Below are 23,153 nucleotides of genomic sequence, written 5' to 3'. Positions count from 1 at the left end.
GTTGATCAAGCGAAGACTTGGTTTTGCCGGAATACTTCTGGCAGGACTGATTCTGGTACTGTATCTGACAGGGGGAGGAAAGATTTTTGGAAGACTCGGTGTGTCAAGGTGTGAGAAGCTCTGGAAAGAGTCGGAAGAAGTGATGGTGGAAGGAGAGGTTTATCAGAAAACCAGAAAAGAAGAAAAACTGATCCTGTATCTGAAAAAAATACAGATCAGAGAAATGGGGAATGGAAAAGCAGTCGCTGACGAGAGGCTGCTTGTCTATCTGGATGAAAAGGGAAATGGTCCGGAAATCGGACAGCGGATCCTGGTTAAAGGCAATGTGGGATTTTTTGATCCGGCGGCCAATCCGGGCAATTTTGACCAGAAAAATTATTATAAGCAGCAGAATATCCAGGCAGTCTTATGGAAAGGGAAGGTTCTGGAAAAACAGGTGAAAAAGACTTTCTTCCGGGAAAAGCTGTGGCAGTTTAGGAACCGGACCGCAGATGAGATCTGCAGAGAGATGGGAAAGCATCGAGGGGGTATTTTGTGTGCGGTTCTTCTGGGAGATTCTTTTTATACAGAAGAGAAAGTGAAAGAACTTTACCGGGTGGCAGGGATCGGGCATCTGCTTGCCATATCCGGTCTGCATATTTCTTTTTTTGGCAACGGACTTTACCGGGGGCTTAGGAAAACCGGATTTTCTATTTTACAGGCCGGTGTAGTGGGAAGTCTGCTTCTTGGGAGCTATGTGGTGATGACCGGAATGAGTGTTTCGGCACTGCGGGCGTTTACCATGTTTCTGATCCGGATGGGAGCAGAGCTGACAGGAAGGGAATACGATGGATTGACGGCACTTGGGATTGCGGAAATTGGTCTGCTTCTGACAAATCCGTTGCGGCTTTTTACGGCAGGGTTCCAGCTTTCTTTTGCTGCGGTTCTCGGTATCTATCTGATTGGTTCGGAAAATAAAAAAGGCAGATTTTCAGACAGTGTCCGGATGGCGGTGAGGCTCTGGTTTTTTCTGCTGCCAGTTACATTGTGGCACTATTATGAAACCTGCCTGTATGCGCCAGCCTGGAATCTTCTGGTAATTCCGATGGCATCCGTGCTTCTGCTTTGCGGGAGTGCAGGGATGGCAGTCATGCTGATTCCGTGTGGGGCAGGAGATATAATGCAGAGTGCACTTTGGAAAATAACAGAGTGGATTTTGCTTTTTTATGAAAAAGGGAGCGGTCTGCTCCTGGAACTTCCGGGGGCAAGGTGGATTCCGGGAAGACCACGGCTCTGGCAGATTGCCTGTTATTATGGGGTTCTTCTATTTTATTTGTGGAGAAAAAGGAAGGAAAAGAAAGAGGGCAGACAAACCGGGAAACAGGTGGTAAGACAGCTCGCGACAGCTGGGATCCTGCTCATCCTGCTCGGGATCCCAAAGTGGAAACGAGGGCAGATGGAGCTGACTATGCTGGATGTGGGACAGGGCGACTGTTTTTTCTTTCGGGACGGAAACGGAAAAAATTACCTGATCGACGGCGGAAGCAGTTCGGTAGATGCAGCAGGAAGATACCGGTTGGAACCATTTTTAAAATTCCGGGGCGTGAAGAGGCTGGATTATGTGTGGGTGACGCATGGGGATGTGGATCACTTAAATGCAGTGGAAGAACTTCTGGAACGGAGAAAGTATGGAGTAGAAATCCAGTATCTGATTTTTCCGGAACAGAAATATTGGGATGAAAGGCTTATTAAATTATGTAATCTGGCAGAAGAGGCAGGAACGAAGGTACGGGTAATGGAGATGGATACTATTTTTCTGTCTGGAAAATTGAAGATGCGTTGTCTCTGGCCTGGAGAAGGTGAGCCATCTGAAAATGGAAATGAAAATTCTCTGGTACTTCACCTGCAATATGGAAAAATTACCATGCTTTTTACCGGAGATCTGGAAAATACCGGAGAAGAGCTGTTGGCAGAGAGAATAAAGAATCTCCGGAAAAAAGGAGAACTTCCGGCGTGTTATGATCTGCTGAAAGTCGGACACCACGGATCAAGAAATGCGACCGGCGAAGAGCTTCTGGAAGTGATCCGACCACGGGCAGCATTCTGTTCATCCGGAAAAGAAAACCGTTATGGACATCCGCATGCGGAAACACTGGAAAGACTTGCAAAATGGGGCGTAAGCCTATATAATACGAAAGACAGAGGTGCTGTCAGTATGTATACAGATGGAAGGGAATATGGTATCCAAAGTCCATGAAAAGTTTGAATGAAGATTTAAAGACAGGACAGTTTAAGCAGATTTATCTTCTGTACGGCGAAGAAGCTTATCTGAAAAAATTATATAAAAACCGTTTCGTCAAAGCGATGGTTCCGGAAGGTGACACGATGAATTATCGTTATTTTGAGGGAAAGAACACGAACCCGAAGGAGATTATCGACCTTGCCGAGACCTTACCTTTTTTTGCAGAGCGCAGGCTGATCGTTCTGGAAAATACCGGTTTTCTGAAAAATGCGACACCGGAGCTGGCAGAATATCTGAAGAACATGCCGGAGACCACTTATATGATCTTTGTGGAATCAGAGCTGGATAAGAGAGGAAAGCTCTACAAAGTGATCAAGGAGAAAGGTCATATTGTAGAACTGAAGCGGCAGGATGAAAAGACACTGATCCGCTGGATCCTTGGGATGGCGAAAAAGGAGAAGCTTCAGATGTCGGAGGCAGCAGTGCGCTATCTGCTTGCAAAGACTGGTAATGACATGGAGAATCTCGGGCAGGAGCTGGAAAAATTATTCTGTTACTGCATGAACCACACGGAGATTACGGCAGCAGATATTGATGAAATCTGTACTACGCAGATCGGAAACCATATTTTTGATATGGTAGATGCGGTTGCAGCAAAAGAGCAGAAAAAAGCGCTGGATTACTATTATGATCTTCTGACACTGAAGGAACCGCCGATGCGGATCCTCTACCTGCTGACCAGACAGTTCCGTATCCTGATGGAGGTAAAAGAGATGGACCGTACTGGGGTTCCGCCAAAAGAGATTGCCGCCAAGGTGGGAATCATGCCATTCCTGGTAGGAAAGTACCGGGCACAGGCGAAGGCATTTACCAGGAAAGAGCTGCGTGGGATCGTAGAAGCCGGTGTACAGACGGAAGAAGATGTAAAAACCGGAAAGATGGGAGATATCCTCTCGGTGGAACTCTTTCTGGTGCAGTACAGTAGTAAACGGGAAAAGTAATCAGATATAGATAAGAAGAAAAAGGAGAGACTGAAAATATGCATATGGATCAGAAAAAGATTCGGAATTTTTGTATTATTGCACATATTGACCATGGAAAATCCACACTGGCGGACCGTATTATCGAACAGACAGGTCTTCTGACCAGCAGAGAGATGCAGGCCCAGGTGCTGGATAACATGGATCTGGAAAGAGAACGTGGTATCACAATCAAATCACAGGCAGTCCGCACGGTTTATAAGGCAAAGGATGGGGAGGAATATATCTTTAATCTGATCGATACTCCGGGACACGTAGACTTTAACTATGAAGTGTCACGGAGTCTTGCAGCCTGTGATGGAGCGATCCTGGTCGTTGATGCGGCACAGGGCGTAGAAGCGCAGACACTGGCAAATGTATATCTGGCACTGGACCATGATCTGGATGTCATGCCGGTTATCAACAAGATCGATCTTCCAAGCGCAGAGCCGCAGCGTGTGATCGAAGAGATTGAAGATGTGATCGGAATTGAAGCGCAGGATGCACCACTGATCTCGGCAAAGACAGGGCTTAATGTAGATCAGGTTCTGGAACAGATCGTGACAAAGATCCCTTCTCCGACAGGAGATCCGGATGCACCGCTTCAGGCACTGATTTTCGATTCCCTCTATGATCCGTATAAAGGCGTTATCGTATTCTGCCGTATCAAAGAAGGATGTATCACGAAAGGAATGCCGATTCATATGATGGCGACAGGTGCAACTGCTGATGTTGTGGAGGTTGGATATTTTGGTGCCGGACAGTTTATCCCTTGTGATGAGCTTTCAGCAGGAATGGTTGGATATTTTACAGCCAGCCTGAAAAATGTAAAGGACACCCGTGTGGGTGATACCGTAACAGGTGCGGAAAATCCATGTTCTGAGCCTCTTCCGGGATATAAAAAGGTCAACCCGATGGTGTACTGCGGAATGTATCCGGCAGACAGCTCCAAATACCCGGATCTGAGAGATGCACTGGAAAAACTGCAACTCAACGATGCGGCACTTCAGTTTGAACCGGAGACCTCTCTTGCGCTGGGATTTGGTTTCCGCTGTGGTTTCCTTGGACTTTTGCATCTGGAGATCATTCAGGAGAGACTGGAAAGAGAATACAATCTGGATCTGGTGACAACTGCGCCGGGTGTTATCTACAAGGTGCACAAGACCAACGGAGAAGTGATCGACCTGACCAATCCGTCTAATCTTCCGGATCCGTCAGAAATTGATTTTATGGAAGAGCCGATGGTAAAAGCAGAGATTATGGTGACATCCGAATTTATCGGTGCGATCATGGATCTGTGTCAGGAAAGACGTGGCGAATATCAGGGAATGGAATACATCGAAGAGACCAGAGCGGTATTGAAATACCACTTGCCTCTGAATGAGATCATCTATGATTTCTTTGATGCGCTCAAATCCAGATCCCGCGGTTATGCGTCTTTTGATTATGAAATGCTCGGCTATGTCAAATCTGATCTGGTCAAGCTGGACATCCTGATCAACAAAGAAGAAGTGGATGCTCTTTCCTTTATTGTATTTGCGGGAAGTGCTTATGAGAGAGGAAGAAAGATGTGTGAGAAGCTCAAAGAAGAGATTCCGAGACAGCTTTTTGAAATTCCGATCCAGGCAGCTGTCGGAAGCAAGATCATTGCCCGTGAGACAGTAAGAGCCATGCGTAAGGACGTACTTGCCAAGTGCTACGGCGGTGATATCAGCCGTAAGAAGAAGCTTCTGGAAAAGCAGAAGGAAGGAAAGAAGCGTATGCGCCAGGTTGGAAATGTAGAAATTCCACAGAAGGCATTTATGAGTGTATTAAAACTGGACGACAAATAGACAGACAAAAGATAATCGGGCAGGCTGACTCCTACTCGATTCGTATACTTTGTACACTATCTCGCTTAACAGCTCGATGATGTACATTCGCCAAGTACAGATTCTTGTGCAAGCACAAATCTGTACTTGGCTCATCGTATACACAAAAAGGCAGGAGCGATTTCCGAGGAAAGGTTCCTGCCTTTTGCACAGAAAAGGAGAAAAGCAGATGCAGCCTTTAGAACTATATATTCATATTCCGTTTTGTGTGAAAAAGTGTGCATATTGTGATTTCCTTTCCGGTCCGGCCGGAGAAAAGGAAAAAGAGGAATATGTGAAAATGCTGGTCGACGAGATCAGAAACTGTCCGGATACAGTGCAGAATTACAGGGTGATTTCCGTTTTTTTCGGAGGCGGAACCCCATCTCTTCTTACCGGTGAGCAGATTGGGCGGCTGATGGATACGGTCAGGGAAATATTTACGTTGGATGAGGACGCAGAGATCACTATGGAAATGAATCCGGGAACGGTAACGGAAGAAAAACTGCGAAAGTACAGACAGGCAGGGGTGAACCGTCTGAGTATCGGTCTGCAGTCGGTCAATGATGAGGAACTTCGTCTGCTTGGAAGAATCCATACTTATGAAGAATTTCGGGAAGCATATCATCTGGCGAGAGCCAATGGCTTTTCAAATATCAATGTAGACCTGATCTCGGCAATTCCGGGGCAGACGGTGGAAAGCTGGAGGCGTACACTGGAGCGGGTAATGGCACTTTCCCCGGAGCATATTTCTGCATATAGTCTGATCTTGGAAGAGGGAACAACTTTCTATAAAAAATATGTAGAAGACGAGGCAAAAGAAGGACCAAAGCTTCCGGATGAGGATGCGGAGCGTCAGATGTACTGGGATACGGAAACGCTGATGGAGAAGAACGGATATCACCGTTACGAGATTTCCAATTATGCTAAGGAGGGATATGCCTGCCGGCACAACCTGGGATATTGGGAGAGAATTCCGTATCTGGGATTTGGAATTGGTGCGGCATCTCTGGTTCCCGGGGATCTGATTGGAAAATGCAGGAAGCTGGAAGGAAAAATGAGTCGCTACACGAACCCGGATCAGCTAAGGGAGTATGCACATTCCTACAGGAACAAATTTCAGGCAGAGCTTCTGACAGAAACTGAGGAGATGGAGGAATTTATGTTTCTTGGACTGCGGAAAATGAACGGAATCTCAAAAAAAGAATTTTCAGAGTATTTTGGGAAGAGTCTGGAGGATATTTACGGTGAACCGATCTGCAAACTGGAAAGCTTAAAGCTTCTTGAGCAAGATGATGACAGAGTATGGCTTACAAAACGGGGGATCGATGTCAGCAACAGTGTGTTTGTAGAGTTTCTGCTGGAAGAGTAAAATTTGGAAAATCAGAAAAATATAAAGTATACTTGACAAATAGGTTTTATAGGCATATAATGACATCATCGAGTTAAACCTATCAAAACAGTAGGAAAGAAAGGAGAACTTACGATGTCAAAAATTTATAATGGTGCTTTAGAGCTTGTTGGAAATACTCCTCTTGTAGAGGTGAAAAATATTGAAGAAGAATTAGGATTAGAGGCAAGAATCCTTGTGAAACTGGAATATTTTAACCCGGCCGGAAGTGTAAAAGACAGAATTGCCAAAGCAATGATCGAGGATGCTGAGGAAAAAGGATTATTAAAAGAAGGTTCTGTTATCATTGAGCCTACTTCGGGAAATACGGGAATCGGCCTTGCATCGATTGCAGCAGTCAAAGGATACCGTATCATTCTTACTATGCCGGAGACAATGAGTGTAGAAAGAAGAAACATCCTGAAAGCATACGGAGCAGAGATTGTTCTGACAGAAGGCGCAAAGGGAATGAAGGGTGCGATTGAAAAAGCAGAGGAACTTGCAAAAGAGATCCCGGGCAGCTATATTCCTGGACAGTTTGTTAATCCGGCTAATCCGGAAGTACACAGAAAGACAACCGGACCAGAGATCTGGAAGGATACAGACGGAGAAGTAGATCTGTTTATCGCAGGTGTTGGTACAGGTGGAACACTGACCGGTGTCGGCGAATATCTGAAATCCCAGAATCCGGATGTGAAGATCGTTGCATTGGAGCCTGCAAGCTCACCGGTACTTTCTACAGGAAAAGGTGGTCCTCACAAGATTCAGGGAATCGGAGCAGGATTTGTACCGGACGTACTCAACACAACTGTATATGATGAAATATTTACTGTAGAAAATGATGACGCTTTTGCAACAGGAAAGCTGCTTGCAAAGAAAGAAGGAATCCTGGTAGGAATTTCTTCGGGAGCCGCACTTTATGGAGCGATCGAACTTGCAAAACGTCCGGAAAACAAAGGAAAGACGATTGTGGCACTGCTTCCGGATACCGGAGACAGATATTACTCCACACCGCTCTTCACGGAGTAGAATATGAATTTTTCAAAGAAAAGCAGATACGGACTTCGGGCACTGATCGACCTGTCCGTATACTCGAAAGAATCCCATGTTGCACTTGCAGCAATTGCAGAGCGTAACAGTATTTCACCGCAGTATCTGGAACAGGTATTTGCGGCACTCAGAAAAGCCGGAATCATTAAAAGCGTGAAAGGACCGCAGGGGGGATACCTGTTGGCGAAGCCTGCCACAAAGATTTCGGTTGCGGAAATATTACGTGCGCTGGAAGGTGATTATCTCATCGAAGAAGAGGATGTAGAAGGCGCCGAGAACGGAAGAGCTGCGGCTCAGGCTGTACAGAGTGAAGTTATCGAACGTCTGAACAGAGGACTACAGGATATCCTTGAGAATCTGTTTCTCTCTGACCTCGAACAAAAATATCAGGAATACAGTGAATACAGTCAGGATATGTACTATATATAATAGAAGAAATGCACACCATCAGACCGGGAGGCTGAGGTGTGTATTTTTTGGTTTGACGGTCGGGTGGGGAGTTTGGGAGGAAGGGAACAGGCGGTTCAGGCAGAAAAGAAGGGATTCCGATTCAATCGGCAAACCATTCCGATGAGCCTCCGAAAACAATCATTGTGTCAGCAATGGCTTCCACAATGATTTGAGTCTCATCTACATTGCCTCAAATGAATTGGAATCCCTTCTTTTCTGCCTGGTCGCCCCGCTCCCTTCCTCCAAAACTCCCCACCCTCTTCCTGGAAGACAGAAAACATACAGACGGGACGCCCCAGTCTGATGATGTGCGGAAAAAACCGGTTGCTCCAGCCAGTTGTTGTTTAAGTGGAAGTGTGGAGCTCCCAGAAAGTAGAAAATGCATCATCTCAAAACAGCCTAATCCCAGGAAGTAGAAAATACATCATCTTCAAACAGTCCGATCCCAATATTTGCGGACGAAAATGGCGCAGCCATTAAGTCCCGCCCCACGCAATACAGTATTGTTAAAAAAGCAAGTAAATCCTTTATAGTATGTCCTGTAAGCGCCCAAATCAAGTCGATTATTATAGGCTTGAGTGAGGTTCCACCCGGATATGCTGTCGGATTCCAATTCATTTGAGGCAATGGAGATGAGACTCAGAACATTATGGAAACCTTTGCTGACATAATGTTCGCTTTCAGAGGCTCATCGGAATGGTTTGCCGATTGAATTGGAATCCGACAGCATATCCGGGTGGAACCGGACTAAAAATAAAAAAATCATAAACCCTGTTGACAAAGTGAATAGTAAGTGGTACATTTATAAGCGTAGAAAATGTTAGCACTCAGACATAACGAGTGCTAATAACAAAAAGGAGGTAGCATATGGAAGCCATACAGGAACTTAATGAGCGGAAGACGAAGATCTTACATGCAATCATTAAGAACTATCTTGAGACCGGAGAGCCTGTGGGATCCAGAACGATTTCCAAGTATACGGATCTGAATTTAAGTTCGGCAACGATCCGGAATGAGATGGCAGATCTCGAAGAGCTTGGTTATATCATGCAGCCTCACACATCAGCAGGAAGGATTCCGTCGGATAAAGGTTACAGATGGTATGTGGATATGCTGATGAGCCAGAAAGAACAGGAGATTACCGAAATCAAAGGTCAGATGCTTGAGAAGGCTGACAAGATGGAAGAACTTCTGAAGCAGGTTGCAAAGGTTCTTGCGAACAACACGAATTATGCGACGATGATTTCGACTCCGACTTACAACGGGAACAAATTAAAATTTATCCAGCTTTCACAGGTTGATGACCATCAGCTGATCGTTGTGATCGTGATGGAAGGCAACATTGTAAAGAACCAGATCGTGACACTGGATGAGCCGCTCAGCAATGAAGCACTATTGAAGCTGAATATGCTTCTGAATACTTCGCTGAACGGAACTTCACTAGAGCAGATCAATCTGGGAGTGATCGCAAGACTGAAAGAACAGGCAGGGATCCACAGTGGTGTGATGAGCAGTGTCCTGGATGCAGTAGCGAATGTGATCCAGCTGGATGACGACATGGAGATTTACACCAGTGGCGCGACGAATATTTTCAAGTATCCGGAGCTTAGTGATAAGCAGAGCGCACAGGAGATCATCAGTGCTTTTGAAGAAAAGCAGCAGCTTGCCGCTCTGGTAACAAAGTCAATGGCAAACGGCGGTGAAGACAGAGACATCCAGGTATACATCGGAGATGAATCGAATGTGGAGAACATGAAAGACTGCAGCGTAGTCACAGCAACATATGAGTTGGGCGAGGGCATGCAGGGAACCATCGGAATCATCGGACCGAAGCGAATGGATTATGAACATGTCATGAAGACGCTTAAGACACTGATGGCAGAGCTGGATGACATATTCCACAGGGATGAGCCGAAAAAGCTCGAATAAGAAGTAAGAAAGGTGGAAGAACCATTGGATAAAAAGATGAGTAATGAAGAAATGGTAAAAGAAGCGGTGGAAGAAGCAAAGAAAGCTGCGGAGGCAGAAGCCAAAGAGCAGAAGGCAAAAGGGCAGGAACCGGAAGAAACCGAAGCAACAGAGGAAGAAGCTGTTGGTAAAGAGACGAATTCCGAAGATGCTGAAGAACCAAAGAAAAAGAAGCTGTTTGAAAAGAAGAATAAAAAAGATAAAAAGGATGAGCAGATCGCAGATCTGACAGACAAACTTACGAGACACATGGCTGAGTTCGATAATTACAGAAAGCGTACTGAAAAAGAAAAGTCAGCGATGTATGAGATCGGAGCCAAAGATGTTGTAGAAAAAATTCTTCCGATTGTAGACAACTTTGAACGCGGACTTCAGTCCGTACCGGAAGAAAAGAAAGATGATCCGTTCGTAGATGGAATGGATAAGATCTATAAACAAATGATGAGCACACTGGAAGGAATCGGAGTAAAACCGATCGAAGCAGTTGGTCAGGAATTCGATCCGAATTTCCACAATGCAGTGATGCATGTGGAGGATGAAGAACTTGGTGAAAATGTAGTAGCCGAGGAATTCCAGAAAGGATATATGTACCGTGACTCAGTCGTAAGACACAGCATGGTAAAGGTAGCAAACTAAGATATACCGTGTACCGCATTTACGATACACTTTATATAAATAACAAAGCAAAATACAATTTTTATTATATTAACAGGAGGTCTTCATAATGGGCAAAATCATTGGTATTGACTTAGGTACAACAAACAGTTGTGTAGCGGTTATGGAAGGTGGACAGCCGGTCGTAATCGCAAATACAGAAGGAGCAAGAACTACACCATCTGTAGTAGCATTTACAAAGACAGGAGAACGTCTTGTAGGTGAACCTGCAAAACGTCAGGCAGTAACAAATGCAGAAAAGACAATCTCATCTATCAAGCGTGAGATGGGTACAGATCATAAAGTAGACATCGATGGAAAGAAATATTCTCCACAGGAAATTTCAGCTATGATCCTTCAGAAATTGAAAGCAGATGCAGAAGGATATCTTGGAGAAAAAGTTACGGAAGCAGTTATCACTGTTCCGGCTTACTTCAACGATGCTCAGCGTCAGGCTACAAAAGATGCAGGTAAGATTGCAGGTCTTGATGTAAAACGTATCATCAACGAGCCTACAGCAGCAGCTCTTGCATATGGACTTGACAATGAAAAAGAACAGAAGATCATGGTATACGACCTTGGCGGTGGTACATTTGATGTATCTGTTATCGAGATCGGTGACGGCGTTATCGAAGTTCTTTCTACAGCTGGTAACAACAGACTTGGTGGAGATGACTTCGACCAGAAGATCACAGATTATATGCTTGCAGATTTCAAGGCAAAAGAAGGCGTAGACCTGTCAACAGACAGAATGGCACTTCAGAGACTGAAAGAAGCAGCTGAAAAAGCAAAGAAAGAACTTTCTTCTGCAACAACAACAAACATCAACCTTCCGTTCATCACAGCAACAGCTGAAGGACCGAAGCATTTTGATATGACTCTTACAAGAGCTAAATTCGATGAACTGACACGTGACCTTGTAGAAAAGACACAGGAACCGGTAAGACGTGCACTTTCTGATGCAGGACTTACAGCAGCAGACTTAGGTCAGGTACTTCTTGTTGGTGGATCTACACGTATCCCGGCAGTTCAGGAAGAAGTAAAACGTCTGACAGGAAAAGAACCAAGTAAATCTCTTAACCCGGATGAATGTGTAGCACTTGGTGCTTCTATCCAGGGTGGTAAGCTTGCAGGAGATGCAGGTGCAGGCGACATCCTTCTTCTTGATGTAACTCCACTTTCACTTTCTATCGAAACAATGGGTGGTGTAGCTACAAGACTGATCGAGAGAAACACAACAATCCCGACAAAGAAGAGCCAGATCTTCTCTACAGCAGCTGATAACCAGACAGCCGTTGATATCAATGTTGTACAGGGTGAAAGACAGTTTGCAAGAGATAACAAGTCCCTCGGACAGTTCAGACTGGATGGAATTCCGCCGGCTCCACGTGGAATCCCACAGATCGAAGTTACATTCGATATTGATGCAAACGGTATCGTAAATGTATCTGCAAAAGATCTGGGAACAGGAAAAGAACAGCACATCACAATTACAGCAGGATCTAATATGTCTGATGCAGATATCGACAAAGCTGTAAAAGAAGCTGCAGAATTTGAAGCTCAGGATAAGAAACGTAAAGAAGCAATCGATGCTAAGAACGATGCCGACGCTATGGTATTCCAGACAGAAAAAGCACTTGGCGAAGTTGGAGATAAGATCGATGCAGCAGACAAAGCAGCAGTAGAAGCTGACGTACAGGCTCTGAAAGATCTGCTTGCAAAAGCGAATACAGAAGAACTTACAGATGCTCAGGTTGCAGAAATCAAAGCAGGAAAAGAAAAACTGATGGAAAGCGCTCAGAAACTGTTCACAAAGGTTTACGAACAGGCAGGCGCACAGGCTGGTCAGGCAGGACCACAGGCTGGTCAGGCAGGACCACAGGCTGGACCTGCACCAGAAGCAGGACCGGCTCCGGAAGGATTTAACGGAGATGACGTAGTTGACGGAGATTACAAAGAAGTTTAATCCGTAAGATAAGATGAGAAACTGCAAGGCGGCATTATACCGTCTTGCAGATTTCATGTATCATAAATAAAAATAGTTTTTTATGACATAAAAAGCCTCCGGTTAGGTGAACTGCATGTGCAAAGAAGATGTTGCAGAGAGCCGGCGCGGGCATGAGAATGTGCCAGGGTACATTCTGTATTAAAATACTTTGAGAAATATCTAAGTGAGGTAGGATTATGGCAGAGGCAAAAAGGGATTATTATGAGATCCTGGGCGTATCACGAGATGCGGATGATGCGACTCTGAAAAAAGCATACAGAGCTTTGGCGAAAAAATATCACCCGGATATGAATCCAGGAGATGCAGAAGCCGAAAAGAAGTTCAAGGAGGCTTCTGAAGCCTATGCTGTTCTGAGTGATGCAGACAAACGGCGTCAGTACGATCAGTTTGGTCATGCAGCGTTTGAAGGCGGTGCAGGCGGAGCCGGTGGATATGGCGGTTTTGATTTTAACGGGGCAGACTTTGGTGATATTTTTGGTGATATCTTCGGTGATCTGTTTGGCGGTGGCAGAAGAGGCGGACGTGCGAACAATGGTCCGATGAAAGGCGCCAATATCCGTAAAGGTGTCCGGATTACATTTGAGGAAGCAATTTTTGGATGCGAGAAGGAACTGGATATCGTTCTGAAAGATCCATGTACAAAGTGTAACGGAACAGGAGCAAAACCGGGAACAAGTCCGGAGACTTGTTCAAAATGTGGTGGAAAAGGTCAGGTTGTTTATACATCACAGTCGTTCTTCGGAACGGTGCAGAATGTGCAGACCTGTCCGGACTGTCATGGAACAGGTAAGATCATTCGTGAGAAATGTCCGGACTGTGGTGGAACAGGCTATACTTCAAGCCGCAAGAAGATCAAAGTCACAATCCCGGCAGGTATTGACAATGGTCAGAGCGTAAGAATCCGTGAGAAAGGTGAACCAGGTGTGAATGGCGGACCGAGGGGAGACCTTCTGGTAGAAGTTACGGTTTCCAGACATCCAATCTTCCAGAGACAGGATGTTCATATTTTCTCAACTGCACCAATTTCGTTTGCGCAGGCAGCACTTGGTGGTGATGTGCGAATCAAGACGGTTGATGGTGATGTGATCTATACCGTAAAACCGGGAACTAAGACTGATACAAAAGTACGCCTGAAAGGAAAAGGGGTACCTTCTTTGAGAAATCCTCAGGTCAGAGGTGATCATTATGTGACGCTGGTTATTCAGACCCCGGAAAAATTAAGTCCGGAAGCCAAAGAAGTGCTTAGACATTTTGATCAGTTGACAGGAAATACACTGAACCAGGAAGAGCCGGCTTCTGAATCGAAGGGTAAAGCTAAGAAAAAAGGGTTCATGGATAAGTTAAAAGAAACATTTGAAGAATAATAAAAAGGTGGCTGCGAAAAACCCGATTGAGTTTTTCGCAGCCACTTTTTTACTATTCTTCTTCGTCTTCCAGTTCTCCTCCGATGACACCTCCGAGAACGGCAGTGAAAGAAGCAACAACGACAGCGGCGATGATTGCTACACCGATCAGTGCTACTAATAAAATACCCATAACACGTACCTCCTTTTCTCGTCCTTTTTATAGTATAACACGGAGGCATGTAAAATTAAATGAAAAAATGTGACTTTTTTCATTTAGTATGCTATAATGTCAAAGAGCAAATGATAACACAGCGTATTGTCAGTTTTGCGGATTTAAAATAGTAAGGCTTAGCGGTTAAGGAGGGCAAACCAATATGGCACTGAAAAAACAGATAAAAGAAACAAAGGCAGCAGAGGTAAAGGCAACGGCAGAAACTAAAGAAGAAGTAAAAACAGCAGTTAAAGCAGCAGAAGATAAAGTCAGCGAAAAAGTAGAAGAAGTAAAAGAAACTGCTAAAAAAGAAGCACAGCCGAAAGAAGTAAAGGCTACTGTTGAAAAGAAAGCGCAGGAAGTAAAAAAAGCTGCAGGAGAAGTGAAAAAAACAGTAGAAGAAACAGCTGAAAAAGCTGCAAAAGAAGTGAAGAAAACTGCAGAGAAAGTTACAAAAGAAGTAAAGAAAGCAGCACCAAAAACAACAGCAAAAAAATCTGCGGCAAAGAAAGAAATCAAAACAGAAGTTGTTCTTCAGTATGGTGAAAAAGAAGTAAACACAAAAGATATGATTGCTTCAGTAAAAAAAGACTGGACAAAACAGAAACATAAAATTTCCGAGATCAAGAGTATTGAGCTTTATGTAAAACCGGAAGATTATGCAGTATACTATGTAATCAATGGCGAACATACCGGAAAAGTATGGTTATAAGATAAGACTGAAAGATTTAGTCCGAACCGCAATCTTTATTGAACGGTTCGGATTTTTTTAAGGAGAGAGGTAAAATGCAAAAATTTATACAGTATACCCCGACAGAAATCCTGTTTGGAGAAAACACACAGGCAGAAGTTGGGAAAGAAGTTAAGAAATGGGGCGGAAGCCGTGTATTTATCGTATATGGCGGTGGAAGTGTAAAAAAAAGCGGACTTCTTGCGCAGATAGAAGAAGCACTGGAAAAAGAAGGACTTGCTTATGCGGAATTTGGCGGAGTAAAGCCAAATCCCCGGATGGCATATGCACAGGAAGGCGTTGAGAAAGCAATTGAGTTCGGTGCGGATTTTCTTCTTGCAGTAGGCGGTGGAAGTTCTATTGATACAGCAAAGGCGATCGCCCATGGTGTGGCAAACCCGGACTGGTCTCTGGAGGAAATCTGGGGAGGTGAAATCATACTTACCAGATCGACACCGGTAGGATGCGTACTTACGATTGCGGCAGCAGGAAGTGAAACAAGCGATTCCGCAGTTCTGACAAACGAAGAAACAGGGAAAAAGGGAGGAATCAGCACCGGCCTGAACCGCCCGAAGTTTGCGATCATGAATCCGGTTCTTACCTATACGCTTCCAAAATATCAGATTGCATGTGGAGTCGTAGATATCATGATGCATACGCTGGAACGTTATTTTATTTCGAATACGAGAAATCAGATGACAGATGAGATTGCAGAGGGAGTTCTGCGGGTTGTGATTGAAAATGGAAAGAAAGGTCTGGAGAATCCGACAGACTACGATGCCATGAGTGAAATCATGTGGGCAGGAAGTCTTTCACATAATGGTCTGACAGGTCTCGGAAGAGCAAAAGATTTTTCTGTACATAAGCTCGGACATGCACTTGGTGCAAAATATGATAAGGCGCATGGTGCAACCCTTTCAGCTGTCTGGGAATCCTGGGCAGAATATGTCTATAAAAACGATGAAGAAAGATTTGCGCATTACGCAAAAAAAGTATGGGGCGTAGAGGAAGAAGATGTGGCGAAAGCCGCAAAAGAGGGAATTCGCCGGACGGTAGAATATTTCCGTGAGATTCATATGCCGACAAATTTAAAGGAACTGGAGATCGGAGAAGTATCAGAGGAAGATCTGCGGGAACTTGCTATGGCTGCGACATTAAATGATACTGTAAAACTTTCAAAAATCAAAGAACTTACTGCCGAAGATGTATACCAGATTTTTCGGAAAGCAGCAGGAAAATAAGATGGAAATAAATAAGAGAAAATTTTACAGACAAGTGTTCGCACTTGTAATCCCAATGGCACTTCAGAATCTGATCAATGTGGGTGTGACGGCGGCAGACGTGCTGATGCTTGGAAGAGTCAGCGAAAAAGTTCTTTCAGGTGCATCCCTTGCAGGGCAGATACAGTTTGTCATGACACTGATCCTTTTCGGTACAACATCAGGTGCAACGGTTTTGACCGCACAGTACTGGGGAAAGAAAGATACACAGACGATTGAAAAAATCCTTGGAATGGGAATGACCATCGGTGTCAGCTGTGCAGCTCTTTTTACCATTGTTGCGGAAATCATTCCGGAAGTGCTGCTTCATATCTATACCAGTGACCCGGCCGTGATCGCAGAAGGTGTGAAATATTTGCGGATCGTGGCGCTTTCCTATGTCCTGATGGCGGCAACGCAGGTCTATCTTTACATTATGCGGAGTATCGAGCAGGTTGTGATTGCAACGGTTGTCTACAGCGCGTCACTAATTTGTAATGTCCTGGTAAATGCGCTTCTTATTTTTGGCTTATTTGGTTTACCGAAGATGGGAATTATGGGTGCGGCAATCGGAACTCTGACAGCAAGGATCGTAGAACTTATCATTGTAATCTGGTATGCAAAAGTAAAAAACCATGACGTTAGATTTCACCCGGTCTATATGCGTAAGATCGACAAGGTGCTTCTAAAAGACTTTCTGATTTATGCGAGTCCGGTGATCTTGAATGAAATGATGTGGGGACTTGGTTCTACTGCGAATACAGCAGTGATCGGTCATCTGGGAAGTGCAGCGGTGGCAGCAAATTCTGTTGCTCAGGTCGCAAGACAGCTGGCAACGGTGGTTGCCTTTGGTGTATCCAATGCGACTGCCATTTATCTTGGTAAGACCATCGGTGCAAAAGAGTTTCATCTGGCAAAAGAGTATGGAAAAAGATTTTTGTGGCTGAGTATTATTACCGGTGCGGTAGGAGGCGGCATCATTCTGATAGCTGCTCCGATTGCAAATCATGTGATGACACTCTCACAGGAAGCGCAGGGGTATCTTTATTTTATGTTTTTTGTTATGTCTTACTTTACACTCTGCCAGGCGATCAATACGACCCTTGTGGTGGGTGTATTCCGGGCAGGAGGAGATACCAGGTTTGGTCTGATCCTGGATGTGTCTACCATGTGGGGATGCTCTATTCTGCTGGGTATGATCGCTGCCTTTGTCTTTCATGCGCCGGTGCAGGTTGTTTATATCCTTCTGATGAGTGATGAGGTGATCAAAGTACCGATCACAGTCATGCGCTACCGAAGCTATAAATGGATTCAGAATGTGACGAGAGAAAAAGCAGAGCTGGCATAACATTGTATGCGAAAATAAATTTGGAATTTTGAGGTAGATGTGATATGCTAGAGAAAGAATATATTTGAAAAGGAGATTTGCAACATGAGATTAGTATCAACAGAAAAAGCACCAAAAGCACTTGGACCATATTCCCAGGGATATGTACATGGGGGAATTCTTTATTCGGCAGGACAGATTGCGATCAATCCGGCTACAGATACTGTAGAAGCTGATACTATCGAAGGACAGGCTGACCAGGTATGCAAGAACATCGGAGCAATCCTTGAAGAAGCAGGAACTTCTTTTGACAAAGTATTAAAGACAACCTGTTTCCTTGCTGATATGGGAGATTTTTCCGCATTTAACGAAGTTTATGCAAAATATTTCACATCAAAACCAGCCAGAAGCTGTGTTGCTGTTAAGACACTTCCGAAGAACCTTCTTTGCGAAATTGAAGTGATCGCAGCAGTGGAAGAATAGGATAGAGAGATATCCTGAAAAAGTAGGAGGTTTGGCATTATGGCAGAAGAAAAAAGCAGCGGATGTTCGCCGGAATCATGTTCTTCCTGTGCACATGCGGGTTCATGCAGCAGTGCGAAGAAAGATCTGAAAGCACCGGCAAATCCGTATTCACAGGTAAAAAAAGTAATTGGAGTAGTCAGCGGTAAAGGTGGAGTCGGCAAATCAATGGTGACAGCATCTCTTGCACGTATGATGGTACAGCAGGGATATTCAGTTGGTATTCTGGATGCGGATATCACAGGACCATCTATCCCGAAGATGTATGGAGTGCATGGAAGTGCAGTCGGAAGCGAGGCGGGAATGTTCCCGTGCGTTGCAAAAGATGGCACGAAGATCATGTCGGTTAATCTGCTTCTGGAACACGAATCAGATCCTGTCATCTGGAGAGGACCGGTGATCGCAGGAGTAGTAACCCAGTTCTGGACTGATGTAATGTGGGGAGATCTGGATTTCTTATTTGTTGATATGCCACCGGGAACAGGGGATGTTCCTCTTACGGTATTCCAGTCACTTCCGGTAGACGGCGTTGTGATCGTGACTTCGCCACAGGATCTGGTACAGATGATCGTAGAGAAAGCTTACAATATGGCAAAGAAGATGAACATACCGGTTCTCGGACTGGTGGAAAACTACAGTTATCTGGAATGTCCGGACTGTGGAAAGAAAATATCTGTATTTGGGGAAAGCCACATTGACGAGATTGCAGAAAAACTTGGGGTAGAAGTACTCGGAAAGATGCCGATCGATCCGAAACTTGCCGAGATTGTAGAACAGGAGAAGTTCTATGAGGCAGACAACCAGTATCTTAAAAACATCATTGACAAGTTCAATTAAGAAGAAAGCTCCGGCGAGGTGATGATCGCCGGGGCTTTTTAGCTATAGAGGCACGGAAAATGTGAAAAGCCATATCATGACAGGACGGATACAATTGGCAAGGAACATGTGTTTATGGTATGATAACAAGTAGCAAAAAGCGGAGGCAGAAAGAACATGGACGAGAATCTCCCGGTGATCCGGATTTCGGTGCGAAACCTTGTGGAGTTTATTTTAAGAGAAGGGGATATTGACAATCGAACAGGAGGCGGACAAGATCCGGAGAATATGCAGATGGGAAGTCGGATTCACCGGAAGATCCAGAGACAGATGGGATCGGATTATCAGGCGGAGGTACCTCTTAAGACAGAGATCGTCTGTGATGGGTTTATTTTGAAAATAGAAGGACGTGCCGACGGACTGATTCATACAAAAGAGCAGGTCATGGTAGATGAGATCAAGGGTGTTCTGCGGGAACTTGACCGGGTGCAGGAACCGTCAGGCATTCATCTGGCACAGGCAAAATGTTATGCCAGCATGGTAGCAGAACAGGAAGGGGTGGATGAGATCGGGGTACAGATGACCTATTGCCAGATGGAGACGGAAGAGGTGAAAAGGTTTCAGTATTCTTATCAGAGTAACGAACTGAAAGTCTGGTTCGATGAAGTGATTCGACAGTATAAAAAATGGGCAAAGTTCCAGATTGAATGGAGAAAGGCAAGAAATGCATCTATTAAAGGGATTGAATTTCCGTTTCCATATCGTAAAGGGCAGAGAGAGCTTGCGGTATCTGTTTACCGGACGATTCTTCGGAAGAAAAAGTTGTTCATCCAGGCACCAACCGGAGTGGGGAAGACGATTTCAACGGTATTTCCGGCAGTGAAAGCGGTTGGAGAAGAACTGGGTGAGAAGATTTTTTATCTGACGGCAAAGACAATCACCCGGACGGTGGCGGAGCAGGCATTCAAAACCTTACGGGAACAGAATCTGAAGTTCAAGGTGATCACTTTAACGGCAAAAGAAAAAATCTGTTTCTGTGAGGAGACAAGCTGCAATCCGGATGACTGCCCATATGCCAAAGGGCATTTTGACCGGGTAAATGACGCGGTCTATGAGCTTTTGATGCAGGAAGATGTGATGAGCCGGGAAGTGTTGGAAGCGCAGGCAAGAAAGCATAAGGTCTGTCCATTTGAAATGGCACTGGATGTGTCGACCTGGGTGGATGGTGTGATCTGCGATTATAATTATGTGTTTGACCCGGATGCCCGGCTCAGGCGTTTCTTTGCAGAAGGTGGCGCTGGAGGATATTTGTTTCTGATCGATGAGGCACACAATCTGGTAGAACGTGGACGGCAGATGTACAGTGCAGAGTTATGCAAGGAGGACTTTCTTGCGGTGAAGAAACTGGTAAAGGGAGAAGCACCGCGGTTTGCAAAAAGACTGGAGGCATGTAATAAGATTCTTCTGGCAATGAAAAAAGAGTGTGAAAACTATAAGGTGCTGGACAATATTTCGCATTTTGGAATCCAGCTTATGAATGTACTATCTGAGACAGACCGGTATCTCGAGGAATGTGTGGATAAAGAAGTCCGGGAAACCGTATTGGATTTTTATTTTCAAGTGAGGTCTTTCCTGAATATATATGATGGGTTGGATGAGAACTATGTCATCTATACGGAGTATCAGGAGAATGGAAGATTTGTTCTGAAGTTGTTTTGTGTTAACCCGGCGGCAAATCTGCAGAAATGTCTGGATAAGGGGAACAGTGCTGTATTCTTTTCGGCAACACTTCTGCCAATCCAGTATTACAAAAGACTTCTGAGTACGGAAAAAGACAACTATGCGGTCTACATTGATTCTTCGTTTGATACAAAGAAGAGACTGCTTATGAATGGTGTGGATGTGAGTACCCGTTACACCATGCGTTCCAGGGAAATGTATCAACGATATGCGACATACATTTTCCGGGTAGTGAAAGCAAAAATGGGGAATTATCTGATCTTTTTCCCGTCTTACCAGTTTATGGAAGATGTGTATCAGGAATTTACACAGCTTCTTGCATCAGATGAAGAAGAGATGGAACTGGTTATTCAGCAGAAGCACATGGATGAAGAAGAACGGGAAAATTTCCTGCGTGCATTTGAAATGGGAAGAGAGAAAAGTCTGATCGGTTTTGGAGTTCTTGGCGGGATTTTCTCAGAAGGAATCGATCTGACAAATGAGAAGCTGATCGGGACACTGATCATCGGAACAGGGCTGCCGCAGGTGTGCAATGAGCGGGAAATCCTGAAAAGCTATTTTGACCAGAAGGGACTTTACGGGTTTGACTATGCTTACCGGTATCCGGGGATGAACAAGGTTTTGCAGGCGGCAGGAAGGGTGATCCGAACAGAGGATGACCGCGGAGTGATACTTCTTCTGGATGAGCGTTTTCAGAGGGAGAAGGGGAAAGAGATTTTCCCGAAAGAATGGGCGGACTGTGAAAGATGCCGGTTAGACATTGTGGAAGAAAAAATCCGTCTGTTCTGGGAAAAACAGACGGATAATTAAGAAACTTTTTATGCATTAAAGTAATCCAGAAATGCCTGTGTCGCGCGTGAAACCGGAACATGTCCGTTCCATGCGGCAACCAGCTGACGCTTTGGAAGTTGTTCTTCGGTCTGGACGACAAAGAGCTGGTCGGAATTCTTTGGTACACAGTAGTCCGGAATAAAAGCGATGCCAAGTCCGATCCGTGCGAGATCGATCAGAAGATCGTTGCTGCTCAGCTCGATTTCAGGAACCAGATCCAACTGATGCTGCTGGAAGAGAGAATGCAGAAATTCACTGGTTGTACTTTTTCTGTCCAGCATGATGATCGGATAACGTTGCAGTTCTTTGAGGGAAAGCTTTTTCCCCTGCAGTTCCGCAAAGGACTGGTTTGCGATAAAGACATCGTGAAAATCACGGATCTTTCGGAAGGAGGCAAGACTGCCAAGGTAAACGTTCGGATAGTTAGCGACAATGAGATCTACCTGACCGTTCTCCAGAAGTTCCGTACACTTGATCGAAGTGGCATTGGTCACTTTTATATGTGCGTTAGGGAAAGCTTTGTGGAAACGTTCCAGATAAGGGACCAGAAAATACCGGCAGATGGTGTCGCTGGCACCGATGCGGATCTGACCGCCAGTAGAGGCTGTTTCCATGATCTGGGATTCCCCGCGCTTGATCAGATTGATCGCCGGTTCGATATGACGCAGAAGGATCTCACCTTCCGGGGTGAGCTGAACTTTTTTTGTGCTTCGGATGAAAAGAACCTGATCCAGTTTCTTTTCCAGTGCTTTAATGGACTGGCTGACAGCGGACTGTGAAATAAAGAGCTGCTTGGAAGCCTCAGAAAAGCTGAGTGTGTCTGCAACATAATAAAATACTTTATATAATTCATAGTTGATATCCATTATTAGTCCTCCTTATAAAACCTATTAGTATTATAAGTGATAAAAAATAAAATTTCAAGAGAAAACCATTTTTGACAAATGAAGACAGGGTTGCTAAACTATAGACAAAAAAGAGAAGGAGAAAAAGGATGGCAAAAAAGAAATGGCTGCATAAAATCCTGGCGATTTTGCCGAGTATTTCACTGATCGTGATCCTGCTGATCAGCAGTTTTGAGATCGGTGCATACGGAGACTGGAATTTTTATGAAAAAGAATATGAAAAATATAAGGTAGCGGATGAACTTTATATGGAGATGCCGGATATCATGAAGGTGACAAAATTCATGATGTCTTATTTGCGGGGCAACGAGAAGAAACTGAGTATTGAGACGGAAGTGGAAGGAAATATACAGGATTTTTTCAATGAGAAGGACCGGCTTCATATGGCAGATGTGCAGGGGCTTTTTCTTGGCGGACTTGCAATCCGGAGGGGAGCGATCATCGTACTGCTTTTTTCAATGGCGGCACTTGTGCTTATGAAAGCAGACTGGAAGAGGCTGATCCCGCAGATGTATCAGCGGGTGCTGGCGGTATTTCTGGCACTTACCGCGGTGGCAGGATTTCTGTTTTCAAGAGACTTTAACAAATATTTTGTGATCTTTCATCATATTTTCTTCAGTAATAACCTATGGATCCTTGATCCGGCAGAAGACTATATGATCCGGATGCTTCCGGAGGGCTTTTTCTATGATATGGTGATGAGGATCGGAAGTATTTTTGCTGTGTTTTTAATCATATCTCTTGTCTGCAGTATTGTTCAGAAAAAGATAAATAAGAGATGCGGTTCACGGTAATTGTAATAAATAAGATATACTTATAAAAAGATTTAGTTATATTTATTGTACTTATAAAAGGT

At 44.6% G+C, this 23,153-nt stretch carries 18 protein-coding genes; 17 read left to right on the top strand and 1 reads right to left on the bottom strand.

Going from position 1 to position 23,153, the window contains the following annotated elements:
- Nucleotide 1: 1 nt before the first annotated feature.
- The 16 genes from AB5213_RS13610 to AB5213_RS13535 all read left to right on the top strand — a co-directional run bounded on the left by AB5213_RS13610 (nt 2) and on the right by AB5213_RS13535 (nt 21,371).
- Nucleotides 2-2,236, top strand: coding sequence for a DNA internalization-related competence protein ComEC/Rec2 (locus AB5213_RS13610; protein ID WP_270223158.1), 2,235 nt, complete (start codon nt 2-4; stop codon nt 2,234-2,236).
- Nucleotides 2,233-3,222 (top strand): DNA polymerase III subunit delta, encoded by a 990-nt coding sequence (gene holA / locus AB5213_RS13605; RefSeq protein WP_175305892.1) that lies wholly within the window; start codon nt 2,233-2,235, stop codon nt 3,220-3,222. The genes AB5213_RS13610 and holA overlap by 4 nt, the downstream gene beginning before the upstream one ends.
- A gap of 44 nt (nt 3,223-3,266) precedes the next feature.
- The gene (gene lepA, locus AB5213_RS13600; RefSeq protein WP_243861568.1) at nt 3,267-5,072 is read left to right on the top strand and encodes a translation elongation factor 4; all 1,806 of its coding nucleotides are present in this window, start codon (nt 3,267-3,269) and stop codon (nt 5,070-5,072) included.
- Nucleotides 5,073-5,280: 208 nt separating this feature from the next.
- Nucleotides 5,281-6,462 (top strand): radical SAM family heme chaperone HemW, encoded by a 1,182-nt coding sequence (gene hemW / locus AB5213_RS13595; RefSeq protein WP_195368161.1) that lies wholly within the window; start codon nt 5,281-5,283, stop codon nt 6,460-6,462.
- 114 nt (nt 6,463-6,576) lie between these two features.
- The gene (gene cysK, locus AB5213_RS13590) at nt 6,577-7,509 is read left to right on the top strand and encodes a cysteine synthase A (protein ID WP_195230648.1); all 933 of its coding nucleotides are present in this window, start codon (nt 6,577-6,579) and stop codon (nt 7,507-7,509) included.
- A gap of 3 nt (nt 7,510-7,512) precedes the next feature.
- A complete protein-coding gene (locus tag AB5213_RS13585; RefSeq protein ID WP_008374709.1) occupies nt 7,513-7,959 on the top strand; it encodes an Rrf2 family transcriptional regulator in 447 nt (148 codons plus the stop codon).
- An 888-nt stretch (nt 7,960-8,847) separates the two neighbouring features.
- The gene (gene hrcA, locus AB5213_RS13580; protein ID WP_022220707.1) at nt 8,848-9,909 is read left to right on the top strand and encodes a heat-inducible transcriptional repressor HrcA; all 1,062 of its coding nucleotides are present in this window, start codon (nt 8,848-8,850) and stop codon (nt 9,907-9,909) included.
- Between the two features lie 36 nt (nt 9,910-9,945).
- Nucleotides 9,946-10,584, top strand: coding sequence for a nucleotide exchange factor GrpE (grpE, locus tag AB5213_RS13575; RefSeq protein WP_055157615.1), 639 nt, complete (start codon nt 9,946-9,948; stop codon nt 10,582-10,584).
- Nucleotides 10,585-10,672: 88 nt separating this feature from the next.
- Nucleotides 10,673-12,568: a molecular chaperone DnaK gene (dnaK, locus tag AB5213_RS13570; protein WP_055246610.1), complete on the top strand. Its 1,896-nt coding sequence runs from the start codon at nt 10,673-10,675 to the stop codon at nt 12,566-12,568.
- Nucleotides 12,569-12,786: 218 nt separating this feature from the next.
- Entirely contained in the window at nt 12,787-13,974 is a 1,188-nt protein-coding gene (gene dnaJ / locus AB5213_RS13565) for a molecular chaperone DnaJ (RefSeq protein ID WP_008374725.1), read from the top strand.
- A gap of 356 nt (nt 13,975-14,330) precedes the next feature.
- Nucleotides 14,331-14,879 (top strand): DUF6465 family protein, encoded by a 549-nt coding sequence (locus AB5213_RS13560; RefSeq protein WP_070098902.1) that lies wholly within the window; start codon nt 14,331-14,333, stop codon nt 14,877-14,879.
- A gap of 74 nt (nt 14,880-14,953) precedes the next feature.
- Nucleotides 14,954-16,138 carry an iron-containing alcohol dehydrogenase gene (locus AB5213_RS13555; RefSeq protein ID WP_368276824.1) on the top strand — a complete coding sequence of 395 codons (1,185 nt, stop codon included), beginning with the start codon at nt 14,954-14,956 and terminating at the stop codon, nt 16,136-16,138.
- Nucleotide 16,139: 1 nt separating this feature from the next.
- On the top strand, nt 16,140-17,504 hold the full coding sequence (locus AB5213_RS13550; RefSeq protein WP_227084508.1) for an MATE family efflux transporter: 1,365 nt from the start codon (nt 16,140-16,142) through the stop codon (nt 17,502-17,504).
- Nucleotides 17,505-17,588: 84 nt separating this feature from the next.
- Entirely contained in the window at nt 17,589-17,966 is a 378-nt protein-coding gene (locus AB5213_RS13545) for a RidA family protein (RefSeq protein WP_022220557.1), read from the top strand.
- A 39-nt stretch (nt 17,967-18,005) separates the two neighbouring features.
- A complete protein-coding gene (locus tag AB5213_RS13540) occupies nt 18,006-18,842 on the top strand; it encodes an Mrp/NBP35 family ATP-binding protein (RefSeq protein WP_022220556.1) in 837 nt (278 codons plus the stop codon).
- Nucleotides 18,843-18,998: 156 nt separating this feature from the next.
- Nucleotides 18,999-21,371 (top strand): ATP-dependent DNA helicase, encoded by a 2,373-nt coding sequence (locus AB5213_RS13535; RefSeq protein ID WP_270223159.1) that lies wholly within the window; start codon nt 18,999-19,001, stop codon nt 21,369-21,371.
- 8 nt (nt 21,372-21,379) lie between these two features.
- Here the strand turns inward: AB5213_RS13535 and AB5213_RS13530 are convergent, their stop codons facing one another.
- Entirely contained in the window at nt 21,380-22,258 is an 879-nt protein-coding gene (locus AB5213_RS13530) for a LysR family transcriptional regulator (RefSeq protein ID WP_008374739.1), read from the bottom strand.
- A gap of 128 nt (nt 22,259-22,386) precedes the next feature.
- Here AB5213_RS13530 and AB5213_RS13525 point away from each other — a divergent pair, with 128 nt between their 5' ends.
- On the top strand, nt 22,387-23,091 hold the full coding sequence (locus tag AB5213_RS13525; protein ID WP_270223160.1) for a TIGR01906 family membrane protein: 705 nt from the start codon (nt 22,387-22,389) through the stop codon (nt 23,089-23,091).
- The last annotated feature ends 62 nt before the right edge of the window (nt 23,092-23,153 follow it).

Origin of the sequence: Coprococcus sp. RTP21204st1_G4_RTP21204_210225 (assembly GCF_040915385.1) — a bacterium.
Classification (GTDB): domain Bacteria; phylum Bacillota; class Clostridia; order Lachnospirales; family Lachnospiraceae; genus Allocoprococcus; species Allocoprococcus comes.
Note: the sequence above shows the minus strand (reverse complement) of the source record. Positions and strands in the feature narration are given on the sequence as shown.